The organism is Pseudomonas sp. IT-P294, assembly GCF_949767865.1.
Taxonomy (GTDB): Bacteria; Pseudomonadota; Gammaproteobacteria; order Pseudomonadales; family Pseudomonadaceae; genus Aquipseudomonas.
The window spans coordinates 126610-143711 of record NZ_CATKQW010000056.1; the positions used below are offsets into that span (position 1 = coordinate 126610).

Annotated in this window: 18 protein-coding genes; 7 read left to right on the forward strand and 11 right to left on the reverse strand. The window is 58.7% G+C overall.

The window, feature by feature from the left end:
• Positions 1-226: 226 nt before the first annotated feature.
• Together ACM6I0_RS26635 and ACM6I0_RS26640 are read left to right on the forward strand one after the other, a co-directional pair.
• The gene (locus tag ACM6I0_RS26635) at positions 227-937 is read left to right on the forward strand and encodes a LuxR family transcriptional regulator (protein ID WP_285432526.1); all 711 of its coding nucleotides are present in this window, start codon (positions 227-229) and stop codon (positions 935-937) included.
• A 188-nt stretch (positions 938-1125) separates the two neighbouring features.
• Positions 1126-2250 (forward strand): methyltransferase, encoded by a 1125-nt coding sequence (locus tag ACM6I0_RS26640; protein ID WP_414923658.1) that lies wholly within the window; start codon positions 1126-1128, stop codon positions 2248-2250.
• A gap of 78 nt (positions 2251-2328) precedes the next feature.
• On the opposite strand, the gene ACM6I0_RS26645 is transcribed toward ACM6I0_RS26640, so the two are convergent.
• The 3 genes from ACM6I0_RS26645 to ACM6I0_RS26655 are packed head-to-tail and all read right to left on the reverse strand — an operon-like array spanning position 2329 to position 5004.
• Positions 2329-2496 (reverse strand): DUF2474 domain-containing protein, encoded by a 168-nt coding sequence (locus ACM6I0_RS26645; protein WP_222590291.1) that lies wholly within the window; start codon positions 2494-2496, stop codon positions 2329-2331.
• Positions 2497-2553: 57 nt separating this feature from the next.
• Positions 2554-3561, reverse strand: coding sequence for a cytochrome d ubiquinol oxidase subunit II (cydB, locus tag ACM6I0_RS26650; RefSeq protein WP_285432524.1), 1008 nt, complete (start codon positions 3559-3561; stop codon positions 2554-2556).
• 3 nt (positions 3562-3564) lie between these two features.
• Positions 3565-5004, reverse strand: a complete 1440-nt coding sequence (locus ACM6I0_RS26655) for a cytochrome ubiquinol oxidase subunit I (RefSeq protein ID WP_285432523.1) — start codon at positions 5002-5004, stop codon at positions 3565-3567.
• 485 nt (positions 5005-5489) lie between these two features.
• Between ACM6I0_RS26655 and ACM6I0_RS26660 the strand changes: the two genes are divergently transcribed.
• Positions 5490-6728 (forward strand): MFS transporter, encoded by a 1239-nt coding sequence (locus ACM6I0_RS26660; RefSeq protein ID WP_285432522.1) that lies wholly within the window; start codon positions 5490-5492, stop codon positions 6726-6728.
• On the opposite strand, the gene ACM6I0_RS26665 is transcribed toward ACM6I0_RS26660, so the two are convergent.
• Genes ACM6I0_RS26665 through ACM6I0_RS26675 form a run of 3 tightly spaced genes read right to left on the reverse strand, consistent with a single transcriptional unit; the run spans position 6725 to position 10439 of the window.
• Entirely contained in the window at positions 6725-8926 is a 2202-nt protein-coding gene (locus tag ACM6I0_RS26665; RefSeq protein ID WP_414923659.1) for a xanthine dehydrogenase family protein molybdopterin-binding subunit, read from the reverse strand. The genes ACM6I0_RS26660 and ACM6I0_RS26665 overlap by 4 nt on opposite strands.
• Positions 8923-9912: an FAD binding domain-containing protein gene (locus ACM6I0_RS26670; RefSeq protein WP_414923660.1), complete on the reverse strand. Its 990-nt coding sequence runs from the start codon at positions 9910-9912 to the stop codon at positions 8923-8925. The genes ACM6I0_RS26665 and ACM6I0_RS26670 overlap by 4 nt, the downstream gene beginning before the upstream one ends.
• Complete coding sequence (locus ACM6I0_RS26675; RefSeq protein WP_414923661.1) at positions 9909-10439, reverse strand: (2Fe-2S)-binding protein; 531 nt, start codon at positions 10437-10439, stop codon at positions 9909-9911. The genes ACM6I0_RS26670 and ACM6I0_RS26675 overlap by 4 nt, the downstream gene beginning before the upstream one ends.
• A gap of 224 nt (positions 10440-10663) precedes the next feature.
• On the opposite strand from ACM6I0_RS26675, the gene ACM6I0_RS26680 reads away from it, so the two are divergent.
• On the forward strand, positions 10664-10951 hold the full coding sequence (locus ACM6I0_RS26680) for a HigA family addiction module antitoxin (protein ID WP_414923662.1): 288 nt from the start codon (positions 10664-10666) through the stop codon (positions 10949-10951).
• Between the two features lie 6 nt (positions 10952-10957).
• Here ACM6I0_RS26680 and ACM6I0_RS26685 read toward each other — a convergent pair whose 3' ends face one another.
• Positions 10958-11509: a DJ-1 family glyoxalase III gene (locus tag ACM6I0_RS26685; RefSeq protein ID WP_414923663.1), complete on the reverse strand. Its 552-nt coding sequence runs from the start codon at positions 11507-11509 to the stop codon at positions 10958-10960.
• 67 nt (positions 11510-11576) lie between these two features.
• Positions 11577-12035: a DUF4879 domain-containing protein gene (locus ACM6I0_RS26690; RefSeq protein WP_414923664.1), complete on the reverse strand. Its 459-nt coding sequence runs from the start codon at positions 12033-12035 to the stop codon at positions 11577-11579.
• A 206-nt stretch (positions 12036-12241) separates the two neighbouring features.
• Between ACM6I0_RS26690 and ACM6I0_RS26695 the strand changes: the two genes are divergently transcribed.
• Entirely contained in the window at positions 12242-13537 is a 1296-nt protein-coding gene (locus ACM6I0_RS26695) for an NCS2 family permease (RefSeq protein ID WP_222588552.1), read from the forward strand.
• Positions 13534-14613: a tRNA (uridine(54)-C5)-methyltransferase TrmA gene (gene trmA, locus ACM6I0_RS26700; protein WP_414923665.1), complete on the forward strand. Its 1080-nt coding sequence runs from the start codon at positions 13534-13536 to the stop codon at positions 14611-14613. Before ACM6I0_RS26695 ends, trmA begins: the two co-directional genes overlap by 4 nt.
• Before the next feature lie 54 nt (positions 14614-14667).
• Here the strand turns inward: trmA and ACM6I0_RS26705 are convergent, their stop codons facing one another.
• The 3 genes from ACM6I0_RS26705 to ACM6I0_RS26715 form a co-directional block, all read right to left on the reverse strand.
• Positions 14668-15114 carry a DUF2442 domain-containing protein gene (locus ACM6I0_RS26705; RefSeq protein ID WP_414923666.1) on the reverse strand — a complete coding sequence of 149 codons (447 nt, stop codon included), beginning with the start codon at positions 15112-15114 and terminating at the stop codon, positions 14668-14670.
• Positions 15111-15539 (reverse strand): DUF4160 domain-containing protein, encoded by a 429-nt coding sequence (locus ACM6I0_RS26710; RefSeq protein ID WP_414923667.1) that lies wholly within the window; start codon positions 15537-15539, stop codon positions 15111-15113. Before ACM6I0_RS26710 ends, ACM6I0_RS26705 begins: the two co-directional genes overlap by 4 nt.
• 212 nt (positions 15540-15751) lie before the next feature.
• The gene (locus ACM6I0_RS26715) at positions 15752-15958 is read right to left on the reverse strand and encodes a tautomerase family protein (protein WP_414923668.1); all 207 of its coding nucleotides are present in this window, start codon (positions 15956-15958) and stop codon (positions 15752-15754) included.
• A 116-nt stretch (positions 15959-16074) separates the two neighbouring features.
• Between ACM6I0_RS26715 and ACM6I0_RS26720 the strand changes: the two genes are divergently transcribed.
• Complete coding sequence (locus ACM6I0_RS26720; RefSeq protein ID WP_414923669.1) at positions 16075-16986, forward strand: LysR family transcriptional regulator; 912 nt, start codon at positions 16075-16077, stop codon at positions 16984-16986.
• Positions 16987-17102 lie beyond the last annotated feature (116 nt).

Sequence of the window (17102 nt, forward strand, 5' to 3'; positions counted from 1 at the left end):
CTTCCCTACCCCTTTTAACCAGATCGTACATCACCATTTTTCTAATTATATTATTGTACAAATCCTATAAAGTTTATTTACCAGTTAAGAACCAGATATAAAGTTTTAGACTTTTTCAAGAGCAAAAAAATTGCAGCATATGTGTGGGAATAGTCCTACACTTCGCCTCGTGCTGGATTTCGGATCCAATCTGCACCCCCCAAGATTCACCTATGGAGTTACCGCTATGGAAAGGTGGAAGGAGTCACAATTAAGACAGATATCCAATGCCAGGGATGTTGAGTCTGCATACGCAACGTCACTCGGTCTGGTTCAAAACCTTGGCTTTAATTTCTGTGCCTTTTCAATTACATCACACCCACGAGGTCCGCACTTCAAGAGATTGAGTCTCAACAACTACCCAAGCGACTGGATTGCCAAATATGAAGAGGGCCAATTTAGCGAAGTAGATCCAGTGCTAGCACATTGCAATCAATCTACCTTCCCCATAGTCTGGGACGAAAAGCTCTACTCGAATAGCCAAAACCTGTGGCAAGCGCAAAAAGAACAAGGCCTGGAACACGGCTGGTCGCACTCGCTGCACGATGACAAAGGTCTTCATAGCATGTTGAGTGTGGCCGGAAGCAGTCATCCCATCACGCCTTATGAATTGTACGAAAACCTTGGATACGCGCTGTTTATCAGCCACCACCTGCATGGGCTGGTCGCTCAAAATTTGCCTGAGCCCGTTCCTCATTCGTGCAAGCCTCGACTGTCGATACGGGAAATTGAGGTCCTGAGACTGTCGGCAGATGGCAAGACGGCCGGTGAAGCTGCCGTGATTCTCAGCGTCACTGAACGCACCATAAACTTCCATGTGCACAGTGCTATCCAGAAGCTGGGGGTCAACAACAAGATCGCGGCAGTCATAGCGGCGGCCAGGGCCTGCATGATCTGAGCAGTGCGTGCAAATATCCGAGGCTGAAAAACCTGCGGGTATTGCGAAAGAAAAAAACGTACCATTTGCGGTTCCTCCAGAGTGATGGCGTGCGAAACTTCACGACGCAGTGCACTCGGACGGCCCCGCCCGCTAGGCGCCTCAAGCAGCGGGATACTACCCGTTGACTACCCAGAGCCCCCTGCCTCATGCCCCTGCTCGATACGCCCTTCGCCCAACTCGATTTGATCCGCCAGCCAGAACAGCAGAACGAACCGCTGCAAGCTTTCGATGCGGCGGACGAATACCTGCTCACTCATTTAGCCGAGCAGCAACCGGCAGTTCAGACCCGGGTGCTGGTGCTGAACGACAGCTTTGGCGCGATAGCCGCCAGCCTTGCGGGCAAGGTTCAGGTGACCAGCAGCGGCGATTCGTTTCTGGCCTTTCAGGGACTGGAAAAGAACCTGATCCGCAACGGCCAGGCATTTGACGCGGTGCCGGTTGTTCCGGCGAATGAGCCGTTCACCGGCCCGTTTGACCGTGTATTGATCCGGGTGCCAAAAACCCTGGCGCTGCTGGAAGAACAACTGATTCGCTTGCAAGGCCAGCTGGCACCAGGCGCTCAGGTGATTGCGGCAGCGATGGTCAAGCACCTCCCCCGCGCTGCAGGCGATCTGCTGGAACGTTACATCGGCCCGGTGCAGGCGTCGCTGGCAGTAAAGAAAGCGCGGTTGCTGATCTCAACGCCTGAAGCCAAAAACCCAGTCGTGTCTCCCTACCCTTCACGCTATCAACTCGACATTCCGGCAATCGAACTGCTGAACCACGCCAACGTGTTCTGCCGCGAAGGGCTCGACATTGGCACACGGGCATTTTTGCCGCACTTGCCAAAGAGCCTCGGTTCAGCGCGCGTTGCCGACCTCGGTTGCGGTAACGGCGTGTTGGCAATCGCCAGCGCCCTGCAAAACCCTGAAGCCCACTACACCTTGGTCGACGAGTCGTTCATGGCGGTGCAGTCGGCAACCGAGAACTGGCGCGCGGCACTGGGTGATCGCGATGTGATCGTGCGTGCCGGCGATGGCCTGGCCGGGCAAGAACCGCAATCGCTGGACGTGGTGCTGTGCAACCCGCCATTTCATCAACAACAGGTCGTCGGCGATTTTCTCGCTTGGCGGATGTTTCAGCAGGCACGCGAAGCCCTGGTGGTAGGCGGTGCGCTGTACATCGTCGGCAATCGTCATCTGGGGTATCACAGCAAGCTGGCGCGGTTGTTCCGTGGCGTGGAACAAGTGGCGGCCACGCCCAAGTTCGTGATTCTCAAAGCTCGTAAATAATCGCGGGCAAAAAAAACCCTCCGTTCTGGAGGGTTGATAAATCCGTGCCGCGAGGCGACGGGATGGGATTTTGCGAATTCAGTGCGTGGTCAGACCGGCAGCGTTCATGAACATGCGCATCAGGCTCGCTACGATAAACAGAGCCCCGACACTACCGACCCAGATCAGTGCCAGCCAGCCGAGACGCTGCCACAGCGGTTTGCTCTCCGCCGCTTTGATTTCCTGCAGGGAATGTTTGCCAGCCATCATCGTAACCTCCTCTGAAACGGCGCAGTCATTGACCCTGCGCCATTGTCGTGTGCTCTAGTGATAACCATCTTCATGGGTCACCTTGCCGCGGAACACGTAGTAGCTCCAGAAGGTATAACCCAGGATGAACGGGATGATGAACAGTGTGCCGACCAGCATGAAACCCTGACTCTGCGGCGGTGCGGCGGCGTCCCAGATCGAGATCGACGGCGGTACTATGTTCGGCCACAGGCTGATGCCCAGGCCGCTGTAACCGAGGAAGATCAGCACCAGCGTCAGCAGGAACGGCGTGTAGTGTGCGTTGCGGGCCACCGCGCGGATCAGACCATACATGGTCACCAACACCAGGATCGGCACCGGCAGGAACCAGAACAGGTTCGGCAAGGTGAACCAGCGAGCCGCAATCTCGGCGTGGGCCAGCGGGGTCCAGATGCTGACGATGCCAATCACCGCCAACACTACGAACGCCAATGGCCGCGCCAGATCATGCATCTGTTGCTGCAACTTGCCTTCGGTTTTCATGATCAGCCAGGTGCAACCGAGCAGCGCATACGCCACCACCAACGCCACACCGCAGAACAGGGTGAACGGCGTCAGCCAGTCGAGTGAACCACCGGCAAACTGCCGATTCACCACCGGCAATCCATCGATGAACGCGCCCAATGCCACACCCTGAAAGAACGTCGCGGCAACCGAACCACCGATGAACGCCTTGTCCCACAGGTGTCGCTTGGCGTCCTTGGCCTTGAAGCGGAACTCGAACGCCACGCCGCGAAAAATCAGCCCGATCAGCATGAAAATCAGCGGCAGGTACAAGGCCGAGAGCACTACCGAATAGGCCAGAGGGAACGCGCCGAACAACGCCGCGCCGCCCAGTACCAGCCAGGTTTCGTTGCCGTCCCAGACCGGGGCGACGGTGTTCATCATCACGTCACGGTCGGTCTTGCCGGGGATGAACGGGAAAAGAATCCCGATTCCCAGATCAAAACCGTCCATGACCACGTACATCATGATGCCGAAGATGATGATCACGGCCCAGATCAGCGGAAGATCAATACCCATGACTCAAATCTCCTTGGTCAGGCTGGGGCTGTGGTTGTCATCGCCAGTGTCATCAGCGGCGGACAGCGGACGGGCCGGCGTGCGTTTCTGGCCAGGGCCACCTTCGTTGGTTTCCTTGCCCTCGTCGATTTTCGGCCCTTTGCGCACCAGGCGCATCATGTAGCCCAGACCGGCACCGAACAGCGCGAAATACACCACCACGAACATGATCAACGTGATGCTCATCTGCATGAAACTGTGGTTGGAGGAGGCATCCGCCGTGCGCATCAGCCCATAGACCACCCACGGTTGACGGCCGATTTCAGTGGTAAACCAGCCCGCCAGGATCGCGATCAGGCCGGACGGCCCCATCCACAACGCCAGGTACAGGAACGGTCGCGAGGTGTACAGCTTGTCGCGTTTGCGCAGCCACAGGCTCCACAATCCGGTGAAAATCATCAGGAAACCCAGGCCGACCATGACTCGGAACGACCAGAAAACAATGGTCGAGTTAGGCCGGTCTTCGGGCGGGAACTCTTTGAGCGCCGGGACCTGTTTGTCCAGGGAGTGGGTCAGGATCAGGCTGCCGAGGTAGGGGATTTCCACCGCGAATTTGGTCTTTTCGGCTTTCATGTCCGGCCAGCCGAACAGGATCAGCGGAGTTGGTTCATCGCCCACGTTTTCCCAGTGACCTTCGATCGCGGCGATTTTTGCCGGTTGATGCTCAAGGGTGTTCAACCCGTGGAAGTCACCGATGACCGCCTGAATCGGCGCCACGATCAACGCCATCCACATGGCCATCGAGAGCATGGTGCGGATGGCCGGATTGTCCTTGCCGCGCAGCAAGTGCCAGGCTGCGGAGGATCCGACGAAGAATGCCGTCGCCACAAACGCGGCCGTCGCCATGTGCATCAAGCGGTACGGGAACGATGGGTTGAAGATCACCGCCAGCCAGTCCACCGGAATGACTTGGCCATTGACGATTTCATAACCCTGCGGCGTCTGCATCCAGCTGTTGGAGGCGAGAATCCAGAAGGTCGAAATGAGCGTGCCGATGGCGACCATGACCGTGGAGAAGAAGTGCAGATTGCGCCCGACCTTGTTCCAGCCGAACAGCATCACGCCGAGGAAACCGGCTTCCAGGAAGAATGCGGTCAGCACTTCATAGGTCAATAGCGGCCCGGTTACTGAACCGGCAAAGTCCGAGAAGCGGCTCCAGTTGGTGCCGAACTGATAGGCCATGACCAAACCGGACACCACCCCCATGCCGAAGTTGACGGCAAAAATCTTCGACCAGAAATGGTACAGATCTCGGTAGGTGTCGTTATGCGTTTTCAGCCACAACCCTTCGAGCACCGCAAGGTAACTCGCCAGGCCGATGGTGATGGCCGGGAACAGGATGTGGAATGAGATGGTGAACGCAAACTGCATCCGGGCGAGATCAAGCGCCTCCAAACCGAACATAAGTCTTCCTCTGTCAGTAATACCGGCTGAAGGCTTGCGGCCTGCACCCACTGCCCCCACGGATATGGAGTGTGGCGAATTTCAATTCGTTCTTTTTTTACAAACATCACAACGTAGGGAGTCTGGCCATGTGGCCGCCGGATCAATTCCATGAAAGGTCTTGATCTGGATCAAGCAATGGTTAAAAGAGTAGTCCCATTTTTGACGATGGACGGTGTGGTCTTTTGCCGCGTGACAGGTTGCCTCATCGCTTTGGCAATCAGTCGCAACACATCCCTTGTGGGAGCTCGCTTGCTCGCGAATGCGATCTGCCTGTCACCTTCATGCTGGATGTGCCGGCGCCATCGCGAACAGGCTCGCTCCCATAAGGGGATTTCGGTGATTTGGAGATCGGTGTTTAGCTAACTAAATTTTCCAGACCTGCAACTTCTGGTTACAGCTTGGTGATAATCTCGAGCCTTCCCTCGCCCAAGACCTGCCTTCAGATGCCCAGCCAAGCGCCTTTGCTGTTACGTCACCATCGCCCCTTTATCGCGTTCTGGCTGGCTCGGGTGTTTACCGCCAGCGGCTTTCAGATGCTGACCGTGGCCATCGGCTGGAACCTGTATCAGCTGACGGGCAACGTGTTGGACCTGGGTTTGGTGGGGTTGGTGGAGTTCGCCCCTCGGGTGCTGTTCATGTTGCACACCGGGCATGTCGCGGACCGCTATGACCGGCGCAAGGTCGCGGCAATCTGTCAGTCCCTGCAAGCATTGATCGCCCTGTCGCTGGCCATCGGCAGTGCGACCGACCATGTCACACGGGAAATGATCTTCATCCTCGCGTTCCTGCTCGGTGCCGCGCGCTCCTTCGAGATGCCGACCACCCAGGCCTTGCTGCCGAGCATCGTACCCAGCGCGCTGTTCCCTCGCGCCGTTGCCGCCGCACAGTCGGCGCAACAATCAGCAACCATCGTTGCTCCGGCCCTGGGCGGTTTGCTCTATGCGTTTGGCAGCGTCTGGGTCTACGGTCCGACGGTGATCCTGTACATCATTGCCTGCCTGCTGATGCTCAACCTGCCCGCCCGGCAAACGCCACTGAACAAGGGCAAGGCAACCCTGGATTCGCTGCTGGCCGGTATCCGTTTCATTCGCAGTCGCCCAGACATTCTCGGGGCCATTTCCCTGGATCTGTTTGCGGTATTGCTCGGTGGCGCGACGGCGCTGCTGCCGGTGTTTGCCAAAGACATTCTGTTGACCGGGCCGTGGGGCCTGGGACTGCTGCGCTCGGCGCCGGCCGTCGGTGCGTTGCTGATGTCGCTGTTCCTGGCGCGATTTGCCGTGGAGCGCAACGTCGGGCGGGTGATGTTCACCGCCGTCGGTGTGTTCGGCGTTGCGACCATTGCGTTCGGCCTCTCCACCTCGTTCTGGTTTTCCCTTGCCGTATTGGTCGTACTGGGCGCGGCGGACATGATCAGCATGGTGATCCGCGCCTCGTTCGTGCAACTGGAAACCCCGGATGAGATGCGCGGACGGGTCAGCGCCGTGAACGGTCTGTTCATCGGCGCTTCGAACCAGTTGGGCGAATTCGAATCCGGCCTCACCGCCCACTGGTTCGGCACTGTGCCGGCGGTGGTGATGGGCGGCATCGGCACACTGCTGGTAACCGGGGCATGGATCAAACTGTTCCCGACTTTGGCCAATCGCGACCGCATGCATATGCCGGTCGAAGAAGCCAAAGTCTAGAGAAGCTTGTCGAGGGTGATGGGGAAGTCCCGCACCCGCTTGCCCGTGGCGTGGTAGATGGCATTGGCCACCGCCGCCGCGACTCCGACGATACCGATTTCCCCCACGCCCTTGGAACCCAAGGCATTGACGATCTCGTCCTGTTCTTCGACGAACAGCACATCAATGTCGCCGATATCGGCGTTTACCGGGATGTGGTATTCGGCCAGGCTGTGGTTCATGTGACGTCCCAGCGCATGATCGGTTTGCGTTTCCTCGTGCAGCGCCATGCCGATGCCCCAGACCACGCCACCGAGAATCTGGCTGCGGGCCATTTTCGGGTTGATCACCCGGCCGGCGGCGATAGCGCTGACCACCCGGCTCACTTTCACCGAGCCCAAATCCTCATCCACCAGGACTTCGACAAACACCGCTGAGTGGGTGGCGGTAGCATAGGCTTCGCGTTTCTTGTCCGGCGCGGCGTCGACCTGAACTTCGAGGGTGTCTTCGCCGCTGTCACGGACCAGATCGGACAGCTTTATACGTGCCTCACCGTAAGACAGCTGCCCGTCTTCGAACACCGCTTGCTGCGAGGTCACGCCACTGAATGCAGGAGACGTTTGCCGTGCTACAGCCAGTAGTTTTTCCTGCAGGGCTTCACAGGCTTGTTGCACCGCAGTGCCGACTGACGAAACGGTGAACGATCCGCCCTGCAACGGCGCAGTCGGTAAGGAAGAATCGCCAAGGACAAACGTGACGTCCTTGAGCGCAACGCCTACCGACTGCGCGGCGATTTGCGTCATCACTGTGTAGGTTCCGGTACCGATGTCAGTCGTCGCGCTGCTGACCGTCAGCTTGCCGTGTTGATCAAGGCAAGCCTTGGCGCTGGCTTTCTGCTGCATTGCCTCCCAGACGCCGCCAGCCATGCCCCAACCGACCAATTGCCGGTCCCGGCGCATGCTGCGCGGTTCGGGGTTGCGTTGATCCCAACCAAAACGTTGGGCGCCCTGGGCGTAGCATTCACGCAGTTCTTTGCTGGAATAAGGCTTGCCTTCGTTCTGATTGCGCTCGGAAAAGTTGCTCAGGCGCAGTTGCACCGGATCAATCGCCAGCGCGCAGGCCAGTTCATCCATCGCGCATTCCAGGCCGATCAATCCCAGCGCCGCGCCCGGTGCGCGCATGTCCAACGGAGTGAACACGTCCAGCGGCACCAGTTTGTAGGTCAGTTGCACGTTGTCGCAGTGATAGAGCATGCCGCTCCATTCCACGACGTGCTCGGTGAAATCCTCGAACCGTGAAGTCTGGCCAATGGCAGTGTGCGCGACCGCGAGCAAGCGACCATTGGCCGCCGCGCCCAATTGCAGGCGCTGCAAGGTGCGGGGGCGGTAGCCGAAGGTGAACATCTGCTGACGTGTGAGGGTGACGCGCACTGAACGCTTGAGGTGCAACGCCGCCATCACCGCCAGTGGCAGCTGATATTGCGGACGCAAGCCCGACCCAAATGCGCCGCCGACAAAGGCCGCGAAAATTCTGACCTGTTCTTTCTCAAGTCCGAAGACCTTTTGCACATAGGATTGGCAGTTCTGCGGCCCCTGGTTCTTGTCATGGATATGCAAGCTGCCGTCGGCTTGATACAGCACCGTGCTGGCGTGCGGTTCCATGGGATTGTGGTGTTCGATAGGCGTGCTGTAGTTCAGGTCCAGGCTCATGGCCGCGCCAGCGAATTCGGCCTGAAAATTCCCACGAGGCTTGGGCAGTTCGGCGGGCGCCGGATGCGCCTCGTGTTGCAGGCTTAACAGATCGGTCTGATGGCTATCGGTGGCGTATTCAATCTTTATCAACGAGCCGGCATGGCGCGCCAGCTCAAGGTTGTCCGCGACCACCAGCGCCAGCGGTTGACCGCTGTACAGAACACGGTCGTTGTATAACGGACGAAACGGCGAACCTTCGGCCGAGTCGGCGTCTTCGTAGTCATCGTCGTAACTGGCGATTTTCGGTCGGTTTGTATGATCAATGACCGCTATGACGCCGGGCAGCGCCAGCGCTCTGGATGCATCAATGCTGACCACACGCCCGCTGGCAATGCTGCTTGAAACAACGCTGCCGTGCAGCAAGCCGTCCTCGGGAAACTCTGCGGCATAGCGCGCCTGGCCAGTGACTTTGAGCAGACCATCGACCCGGTCCAGCGGTTGCCCCATAGGTTTGGTAATCGTATTCATCGGGTTTGCCCTCCCTGCGCTGCATCGCCAAGGGCGCGGACAATGGCCCGGTGCGCCAGTTTGACTTTAAAGGCGTTGTGTTCGAGTGGTTTCGCGTCCTGCAAGAGCGCATCGGCGGCAGCGCTGAAGGTTTCACGGCTCGGCGCTTTGCCCACCAGCCATTCTTCAACGCCCTGATCACGCCAGGGTTTGTGCGCCACACCACCGAGCACCAGCCGCGCCTGGCGAATGACTGGCCCGTTCATGTCGAGCGCCGTCGCCACCGAGACCAGCGCAAAGGCATAGGAAGCACGATCCCGAACCTTCAGGTAATGGCTGTGGTTGGCGAAACCGGCGGCTGGCAATTCGACGGCAGTGATCAGTTCATCGTCGGCCAATTGGTTATCACGTTCGGGAGTCTCCCCCGGCAGCCGGTGAAAATCAGCGAACTCAATGGTCCGCGCACCGTCGCGACCTTGCACGTGGACCACGGCTTCCAGCGCGGCCAAGGCGACGCACATGTCGGACGGATGGGTGGCCACACACTGGGCGCTGGCGCCGAGGATCGCGTGGATGCGATTCAGCCCCTCCCGCGCTGGGCAACCGCTCCCGGGTTCGCGTTTGTTGCACGGCACGCTGGCATCGTAAAAGTAATAACAGCGCGTGCGTTGCAGCAGATTGCCGCCGGTGCTGGCCATGTTGCGCAACTGCGGTGATGCACCGGCCAGTATGGCTTGCGATAACAATGGGTAGCGCTGCTCGATCAACGGGTGCCAGGCCAGATCGGCATTGCTGACCAGCGCGCCGATCAACAATCCACCGTCTGCCGTTTCGGTGACCTCACGCAAAGGCAGACCGGTGATGTCGATCAGGTGCTCGGGGCGAGTGACATTTTCTTTCATCAAATCCAGCAGGTTCGTCCCCCCGGCGATAAAACGCGATGCCGGCCCGGCGAGATGAACAGCGTCTTGCACCGAATCGGGTTTGCTGTACTGGAAAGGATTCATCGGCCACCTCCTTGCCCGAGCTGGAGGCAGGCCGGAAGCGCCTCTTCGATGGCATCGCGAATGTTGCTGTACGCGCCGCAGCGGCACAGATTGCCGCTCATCAACTCGCGGATCTCGTCCGGGGTGTGTGCCCGACCTTCGTTGACCAAACCCACCGCCGAGCAGATCTGCCCTGGCGTGCAATAGCCGCATTGGAAGGCGTCGTGCTTGATGAAGGCTTGCTGCATCGGATGCAGTTCGTCACCGGTTGCCAACCCTTCGATGGTGATCAATTCACCGCCGTCGCACATCACCGCCAGCGTCAGGCAGGCGTTCACCCGCTTGCCGTTGAGCAGCACCGTACAGGCACCACACTGCCCGTGATCGCAGCCTTTTTTGGTGCCGATCAGGTCCAGTTGCTCGCGCAGCAAATCCAGCAACGTGGTCCAGGGCAAAACCTCAAACTGACGATCCTGAGCGTTCAGGGTCAGGCGTAACGGATGACGTGCAAAGGTCGGCTGCGCCGCCTCGGGAGTGGTCGCGCTCATAAACACCTCACGGTTGGTCGTACGTTCGCGGCGCTTTGTAAACCGCCGTCTTAAGGGGTACGACTTCGGGGTGGGATGAGTGTTCAAGGGAATTGATGGGCGTGAAAAAAGGCTGAAATAAAGGACAACGCATACATTTGCCGACCACGTGCAATACATAGATAGCGCACAAGGTGTAATGTATCGCCTTACACTCGTCCCATGCCACTGACAGGAGGCAGGATATGCCCTTGCACAACCCGCCACACCCTGGCGAAACACTGTTGAAGGATGTTTTGCCTGAGCTTGGCATCAGTGTCGCTGAGTTGGCTCGCCACCTTGGGTTTGCACGCCCGCATCTCTCGCGAGTCCTGCATGGTCATGCGCCAATCAGCCCTGACCTGGCGGTACGCCTGGAGCGGGCCGGGATTGGTAAAGCCCGGATGTGGCTCGGTGTACAGACCGACTACGATCTTTGGCAAGCTGAGCATCGTGAGCAACCGGCGATCGAACCTATTGCTGCCCACGCCTGACATTCGTCAAACCATCAACGCCCCCGCCACCGCCGTTCGCGTGGCTTTACCACAGAGTTGTTCGACCAGCGTCAACGCAAACTCCAATGCCCCACCCGATCCCTGGGCGGTAATGCAGTTGCCGTCCACCACCACCGGCTGGTCAACAAAGGTGCAGCCCGACAGTTGGTGGCTGGCTGATGGAAGGCAGGTCATGCGCCGCTGACGCAAAACGCCAAAGGCTTGCAGCGCCAGTGCCGGAGATTCGGCGATGCCTGCGAACAGGCGCCCGGCAGCGGCCTGGTCCTTGATCAGTTGTTGCAGGGGTTGATGCGCGGCGAGGTGTTGCGAGCCCACCTCACCGCCAGGCAGAGCGATCAGGTCAAACGGCTGGGCCAGCAAATCCACCAGCATTGCATCGGCGGTCAAGCGAGTGCCACGGGCGCAGGTGAGCATGCGCCGTCCCTCGATACTGGCGACCACGACTTCAACCTTGGCGCGGCGCAGCACATCGATCAGGGTCACGGTTTGCAAATCATCGATGCCCTCGGCGAGGGTAATCAGAGCTCTAAAGGTCATGGGCACAGTCCACTGGGTGATCTTTAAAGCGTAGTCAGCTTTCCTGACCCTTGTTCGAGCGCAGGCGTTACTTGATGTAAAGCTGCGTCGACATTGTGTTGCCCGGCGCGTTGATCGAGCGGTTACTGAAGCTGAAGGTCCCTTCCTGTTTGCCGCCCAGGTCAAAGATGTACAGCGTGCCGACAATCTTTGTTGAAGCGCCGGTGCATTCGGTCAAGTTGCCGTTATCGTAGGCACAGACTTTGGTCTGCACTCCGTCAAGGTTGAAACCGTCGAGCTGCACGGTCGGCGTTCGGCCGTAGCCTATCTCCAGCACATAGACCTTGATATTCACGCCGCCGTGATCGCAGGTCGTGCGCTCCTGCCCCGCCGAGATATTTTCAATTCCGCACGCCGCCGACTGGACCTTGAGCACCTGGACGTTGCTCAACGGTGGTGCCGACGCCGCCATGACGGCGGGCACACTGGCCAGCAATGCAAAAAACAGCCCCGACGCCCGAACGATATTGCGCTTGATGCCCACCATGACCACTCCCCCAAAACAGGCGCGCAGTATGGCTCAGTTCAGCGAACCGCAAAACATCGCCGACGATCGCAGCCATTACCCCACGCTGCTGGTATGATGCGCGGCTTTTTCCGACCCACAGAAAATTACCAGGCGCGATCAGCGGTCTGTGCTTTGCTGTTGAGGTCGATACATTCACGGCGCACTGCGCGCCACGGGGAGCAGACATGCTGGAAAGGCTGTTTCAACTCAAGGCACACAACACCAACGTGCGCACCGAGATTCTTGCGGGCGTCACGACCTTCCTGGCCATGGCCTACATTCTGTTCGTCAACCCGAGCATCCTCGGCGAGACCGGCATGGACAAGGGTGCGGTGTTTGTCGCGACCTGTCTGGCGGCGGCAATCGGCTCCACGGTGATGGGCCTGATCGCCAACTACCCGATCGCACTCGCGCCGGGCATGGGCTTGAACGCTTTCTTTACCTACACCGTGGTCCTGCACATGGGGCATACCTGGCAAGTGGCGCTGGGGGCAGTGTTTATCTCCGCCGTGTGCTTCTTCCTGCTGTCGATCTTCCGCATCCGTGAATGGATCATCAACAGCATCCCCCTGCCTCTGCGTTCGGCGATTGCCGCCGGTATCGGCCTGTTCCTGGCGCTGATCGCCCTGCACAACGCCGGTATCGTGGTCAGCAACCCGGCCACCATGGTCGGCCTCGGTGACTTGAAGCAACCGGCACCGATCCTCGCCACCCTCGGCTTTGCCCTGATCGTTGCACTGGAAGCGCTCGCCGTGCGCGGCGCGGTGCTGATCGGCATTCTGGTGGTGACCATCGCCTCCATTGCCTTGGGCTTTACCCCGTTCGGCGGCGTGATGTCGATGCCACCATCGCTGGCCCCGACCTTCCTGCAACTGGACATTAAAGGTGCGCTGGACATTGGTCTGGTCAGCGTGATTTTTGCCTTCCTGTTCGTCGACCTGTTCGACAACTCTGGCACCCTGATCGGCGTCGCCAAGCGCGCTGGCCTCATGGGCAAGGACGGTCACATGCCGAAAATGGGCCGCGCCCTGATCGCTGACAGCACCGCCGCCATGGCCGGTTCCTTGCTGGGCACCTCGACCACCACCAGCTACATCGAATCCGCTGCGGGTGTGAGTGCCGGTGGCCGCACCGGCCTTACGGCCGTGGTCGTGGCCATTCTGTTCCTGCTGGCGCTGTTCTTCTCGCCACTGGCCGCCAGCGTTCCGCCGTTTGCTACCGCGCCTGCGCTGCTGTTCGTCGCGGTATTGATGACATCCGGGCTGGCCGAAATAGACTGGGACGACATCACCGTTGCCGCACCGGTCGTGGTCACCGCCCTGGCCATGCCATTCACTTATTCCATCGCCAACGGCATCGCCTTCGGCTTCATCTCCTGGACGGCAATCAAACTGCTGTCCGGTCGCGGCCGTGAGCTGAACCCGGCGCTGGTGATTCTGTCGATTCTGTTCGTGATCAAGTTGGGTTGGTTCAACGCATGACTTTTGATTCCCAGGCCTACGCCGTTCAGCTCGAAGAAAAGGTCACGCGCCTGCGTGACCTGCTGGCCCCGTTCGATGCACCCGAGCCGACTGTGTTCGACTCACCGCTGCAGAACTTCCGCCTGCGTGCCGAATTCCGCTTGTGGCGCGAAGGCGGCGAGCGTCACTACGCAATGTTTTCCCAGGAAGACAAACGCACGCCGATCCTGATCGAAGAGTTCCCGATCGCCAGCCTGCGCATCAATCAGTTGATGCCGCAGCTCAAGGCGGCGTGGAAAGCCAGTGCGGCGCTGAGCCACAAGTTGTTTCAGGTGGAGTTCCTGACCACCCTGTCCGGCGATGCGATGATCACGCTGTGCTATCACCGTCCGCTGGATGAACATTGGCACGCGGCGGCGTCGAAACTGGCCGCCGATCTGAACGTCAGCGTAATCGGCCGCTCCAAGGGCAAACGCGAAGTGATTGGCCACGACTATGTGGTCGAACAACTGGAAGTCGGCGGTCGCACGTTCAGCTACCGTCAACCGGAAGGCGCGTTTACCCAGCCCAATGGCACCGTGAACCAGAAGATGCTCAACTGGGCTTACGAGGCCCTCGGTGATCGTTCCGATGATCTGCTGGAGCTGTATTGCGGCAACGGCAACTTCACCCTGCCGCTCGCGACCCGCGTACGTAAAGTGTTGGCCACTGAAATCAGCAAGACGTCGGTCAACGCAGCGCTGAGCAACCTCAGCGAAAACGCTGTGGATAACGTCACGTTGGTGCGCTTGTCTGCCGAAGAACTGACCGAAGCGCTGAACGAAGTTCGCCCATTCCGTCGCCTGCACGGCATCGACCTCAAGAGCTATGAGTTCGGCAGCGTCTTCGTCGACCCGCCCCGCGCCGGCATGGACCCGGACACCTGCGAGCTGACCCGGCGCTTCGACAACATCCTCTACATCTCCTGCAACCCGGAAACCCTGGCGGCCAACATCGCCCAGTTGCACGACACCCATCGCATCACCCAGTGCGCGATGTTCGACCAGTTTCCATGGACGCATCACATGGAATCCGGAGTGTTGTTGACGCGCCGTTGAGTCGTTGCTGCGCATTCAAATCAGCCGTCATCACGACGGCTTTTTTGTGCGTGCTCAATCGGTGACATCAGCCTTGCGCGGACGCCCGCCTTTACGGCCATTAGCCCGCGCGGCCTCGGCTTTGGCTGCGCTGCTCTGACGTCCATTGCGCGAGGCGACGACCGAGGCAGCCATGTCCATCAACGGTTTGCTCGCCGAAATCATCCCCGAGATGGACACATGTAGATCCTTACCTTCATGGCACAGGGCAGTTCCGGAAAAGCCGACTTCCAGGTTCGCGAAATCCTTGATGTCAAAATCATCGAATTCCGGATAGTGCTGCACGGGCAGCAGCACGCCACTACCATCCATGAAACTGACCGCCAGACAAGGTTCCACAAACTTCACCGAAATTGCATGTAATCCGTTTTTCTGGCGAACTTGTCCGCGTTGAATGGCTTCATCCAGCACTGTCTCGGTTACGGGCCGATCGGCCAGCATTCCTGCCTGTATCGTCTTCATAGTTGGATCTCCACACTCTCCGCACTGCCGATCACCGCCAGCAGGGTCTTGTTCGTCTCGGGTTCAAAGCAAGCCGAACCAATCATCCAGGTCGTACTCGCAATCCTTTTCATCACCACGACTTCGCTGGTCTGCCAATCCCATATCTGATGATCAAGACAGACCGTGTGCAGCTTGTCCCACCAGATGGCCCGGGCGCGGCGCAAGTGAGCGGGTTGTCCGAGCGCGTGACGCAATCCTTCCAGGACTGCCACTGGTGGCCGTTTTGAATGAGGGACCACATCCCACAGCTCGACACTGTTGTACCAAAAGCAGAATTTAAAGCGTGCACTCCAGCTGCCGGCGTCCACATGCGCGTGCGGCGGGCAGTGTTCATCGCGCAACATGATCGCCATTGAAAATCCTTTGTAGCTGAATACTCGCATGCTAACCCATCGGTTAGGTTAACGAGTCCAAAGACCCGACATTCCATGGAAAATCTGACCATTGGCTCTACGCCAAATCGCCTTTACACCTCTGAGCCTAGCGCCAAGACATGCCTTGGACCGGTGAATAGCTGCGCTGAATCGTAAGCAATCCTTTCCTCGCGCTCACAAAAAAGCCGTCACGCAGACGGCTGTCTTTTCGGCTCAAAAAATCATCCCGGCTGATTTTTTCGATACTCGGTGGTGGTCATACCGGCATAACCCCAGTTATCGGTGTCGACTTCTTCAATCACGATGTGGGTCAGTGTTGGGTCCTTGCCGAGGACTCGTTGCAAGGTGTCGGTGATTTCGGCAATGACCTGGGCTTTCTGCTCTCGGGTGACGCCATCACGGGTAATACGCACGCTGACGAAAGGCATGATGCTGCTCCTGTCTGGTAATCGAAGAAGATGCCGGGCAAGTAAAGCACCGCAGAGTCGATTTCATCTACAGTGGCGAAATCCAGCTCCTTATTCGATCCCCGGTGTAATAAATCATGCAGCGACTCTTCGACGATCTTCAGCTGGGCAGCATCGAACTGTTTTGCCTGGCCGCCGAGGCCGGCAGCTTTACTGCCGCCGCACTGGTGGCAGGCGTAACGCCTGCGGCGGTGAGCCGCTCGGTGTCGCGCATGGAAGAACGCCTCGGTGTGCGCCTGTTTGCGCGTACCACCCGTAGCGTCAAGTTGACCGACAGTGGTCGTCGTTATTACGAGGAATGCCGTCAGGCACTGGCGCAACTGGTCGAGGCTCAGCGCGAAGTCATGGGCCAGCAACAGCAACCGGCCGGCACGCTGCGCATCAGTATTCCCACAACGTATGCGCACCATCGAATTTTGCCGTTATTACCGGCGTTTCGGGCGCGCTTTCCAGACGTGAAAGTCGAGTCGCACATCAGTAATCGCAATATCGACTTCGTCGGTGAAGGCTATGACATGGCCATTCGCGTGCGCGCGATTCCGGATTCCGGCCTGATTGCCCGGCACCTCGAAGACGCCGAACTGGTGATGATTGCCAGTCCCGATTACCTGAAGCGCGTCGGCATCCCGCAAACCCTGGACGACCTGGCACAACACGAATGCATTCAGTACGAGTTGCCCAGCAGCGGTCGGCGCATTGCCTGGTTGTTCACGGATAACGGCGTCCAGCGGGAGATTCTCGCCGAGGGCAGCCTCAGTTGTTCCGATGACGTGCTCGGTGGCGTGACCTTGGCCAAACACGGGGCCGGTCTGTTTCAGACCTATCGGTTTATCGTCGAGAACGAACTGGCCGATGGCTCCCTGGTGGAAGTGCTCAAGCCTTACGGTGGGCGTTCGCGACCGTTCACTCTGCTCTACCCGCAAAGCCGTCATGTGCCCCTGAAGTTGCGGGCCTTTATCGATTTCCTGGTGGAGCATCTGCCTCGATAAACATCGAAATTGTCCGATCACCGCACACAAACGCCCTAGGAAACGTCTGTTCAATTGACCAAATTAACCAGCTAGTACAATTTATCTCCACAGGCTGAGACCCCAGCCGATTCCAA

Excerpts from the sequence above, each read along its gene's own strand:
- ACM6I0_RS26690 (WP_414923664.1), bottom strand. The coding sequence starts at position 12,035 with ATGGTGGGCATCAAGCGCAATATCGTTCGGGCGTCGGGGCTGTTTTTT.
- trmA (WP_414923665.1), top strand. The coding sequence starts at position 13,534 with ATGACTTTTGATTCCCAGGCCTACGCCGTTCAGCTCGAAGAAAAGGTC.
- ACM6I0_RS26685 (WP_414923663.1), bottom strand. The coding sequence starts at position 11,509 with ATGACCTTTAGAGCTCTGATTACCCTCGCCGAGGGCATCGATGATTTG.
- ACM6I0_RS26640 (WP_414923658.1), top strand. The coding sequence starts at position 1,126 with ATGCCCCTGCTCGATACGCCCTTCGCCCAACTCGATTTGATCCGCCAG.
- ACM6I0_RS26680 (WP_414923662.1), top strand. The coding sequence starts at position 10,664 with ATGCCCTTGCACAACCCGCCACACCCTGGCGAAACACTGTTGAAGGAT.
- ACM6I0_RS26715 (WP_414923668.1), bottom strand. The coding sequence starts at position 15,958 with ATGCCTTTCGTCAGCGTGCGTATTACCCGTGATGGCGTCACCCGAGAG.
- ACM6I0_RS26635 (WP_285432526.1), top strand. The coding sequence starts at position 227 with ATGGAAAGGTGGAAGGAGTCACAATTAAGACAGATATCCAATGCCAGG.
- ACM6I0_RS26675 (WP_414923661.1), bottom strand. The coding sequence starts at position 10,439 with ATGAGCGCGACCACTCCCGAGGCGGCGCAGCCGACCTTTGCACGTCAT.
- cydB (WP_285432524.1), bottom strand. The coding sequence starts at position 3,561 with ATGGGTATTGATCTTCCGCTGATCTGGGCCGTGATCATCATCTTCGGC.
- ACM6I0_RS26655 (WP_285432523.1), bottom strand. The coding sequence starts at position 5,004 with ATGTTCGGTTTGGAGGCGCTTGATCTCGCCCGGATGCAGTTTGCGTTC.
- ACM6I0_RS26720 (WP_414923669.1), top strand. The coding sequence starts at position 16,075 with ATGCAGCGACTCTTCGACGATCTTCAGCTGGGCAGCATCGAACTGTTT.
- ACM6I0_RS26645 (WP_222590291.1), bottom strand. The coding sequence starts at position 2,496 with ATGGCTGGCAAACATTCCCTGCAGGAAATCAAAGCGGCGGAGAGCAAA.
- ACM6I0_RS26670 (WP_414923660.1), bottom strand. The coding sequence starts at position 9,912 with ATGAATCCTTTCCAGTACAGCAAACCCGATTCGGTGCAAGACGCTGTT.
- ACM6I0_RS26695 (WP_222588552.1), top strand. The coding sequence starts at position 12,242 with ATGCTGGAAAGGCTGTTTCAACTCAAGGCACACAACACCAACGTGCGC.
- ACM6I0_RS26710 (WP_414923667.1), bottom strand. The coding sequence starts at position 15,539 with ATGCGAGTATTCAGCTACAAAGGATTTTCAATGGCGATCATGTTGCGC.
- ACM6I0_RS26665 (WP_414923659.1), bottom strand. The coding sequence starts at position 8,926 with ATGAATACGATTACCAAACCTATGGGGCAACCGCTGGACCGGGTCGAT.
- ACM6I0_RS26660 (WP_285432522.1), top strand. The coding sequence starts at position 5,490 with ATGCCCAGCCAAGCGCCTTTGCTGTTACGTCACCATCGCCCCTTTATC.
- ACM6I0_RS26705 (WP_414923666.1), bottom strand. The coding sequence starts at position 15,114 with ATGAAGACGATACAGGCAGGAATGCTGGCCGATCGGCCCGTAACCGAG.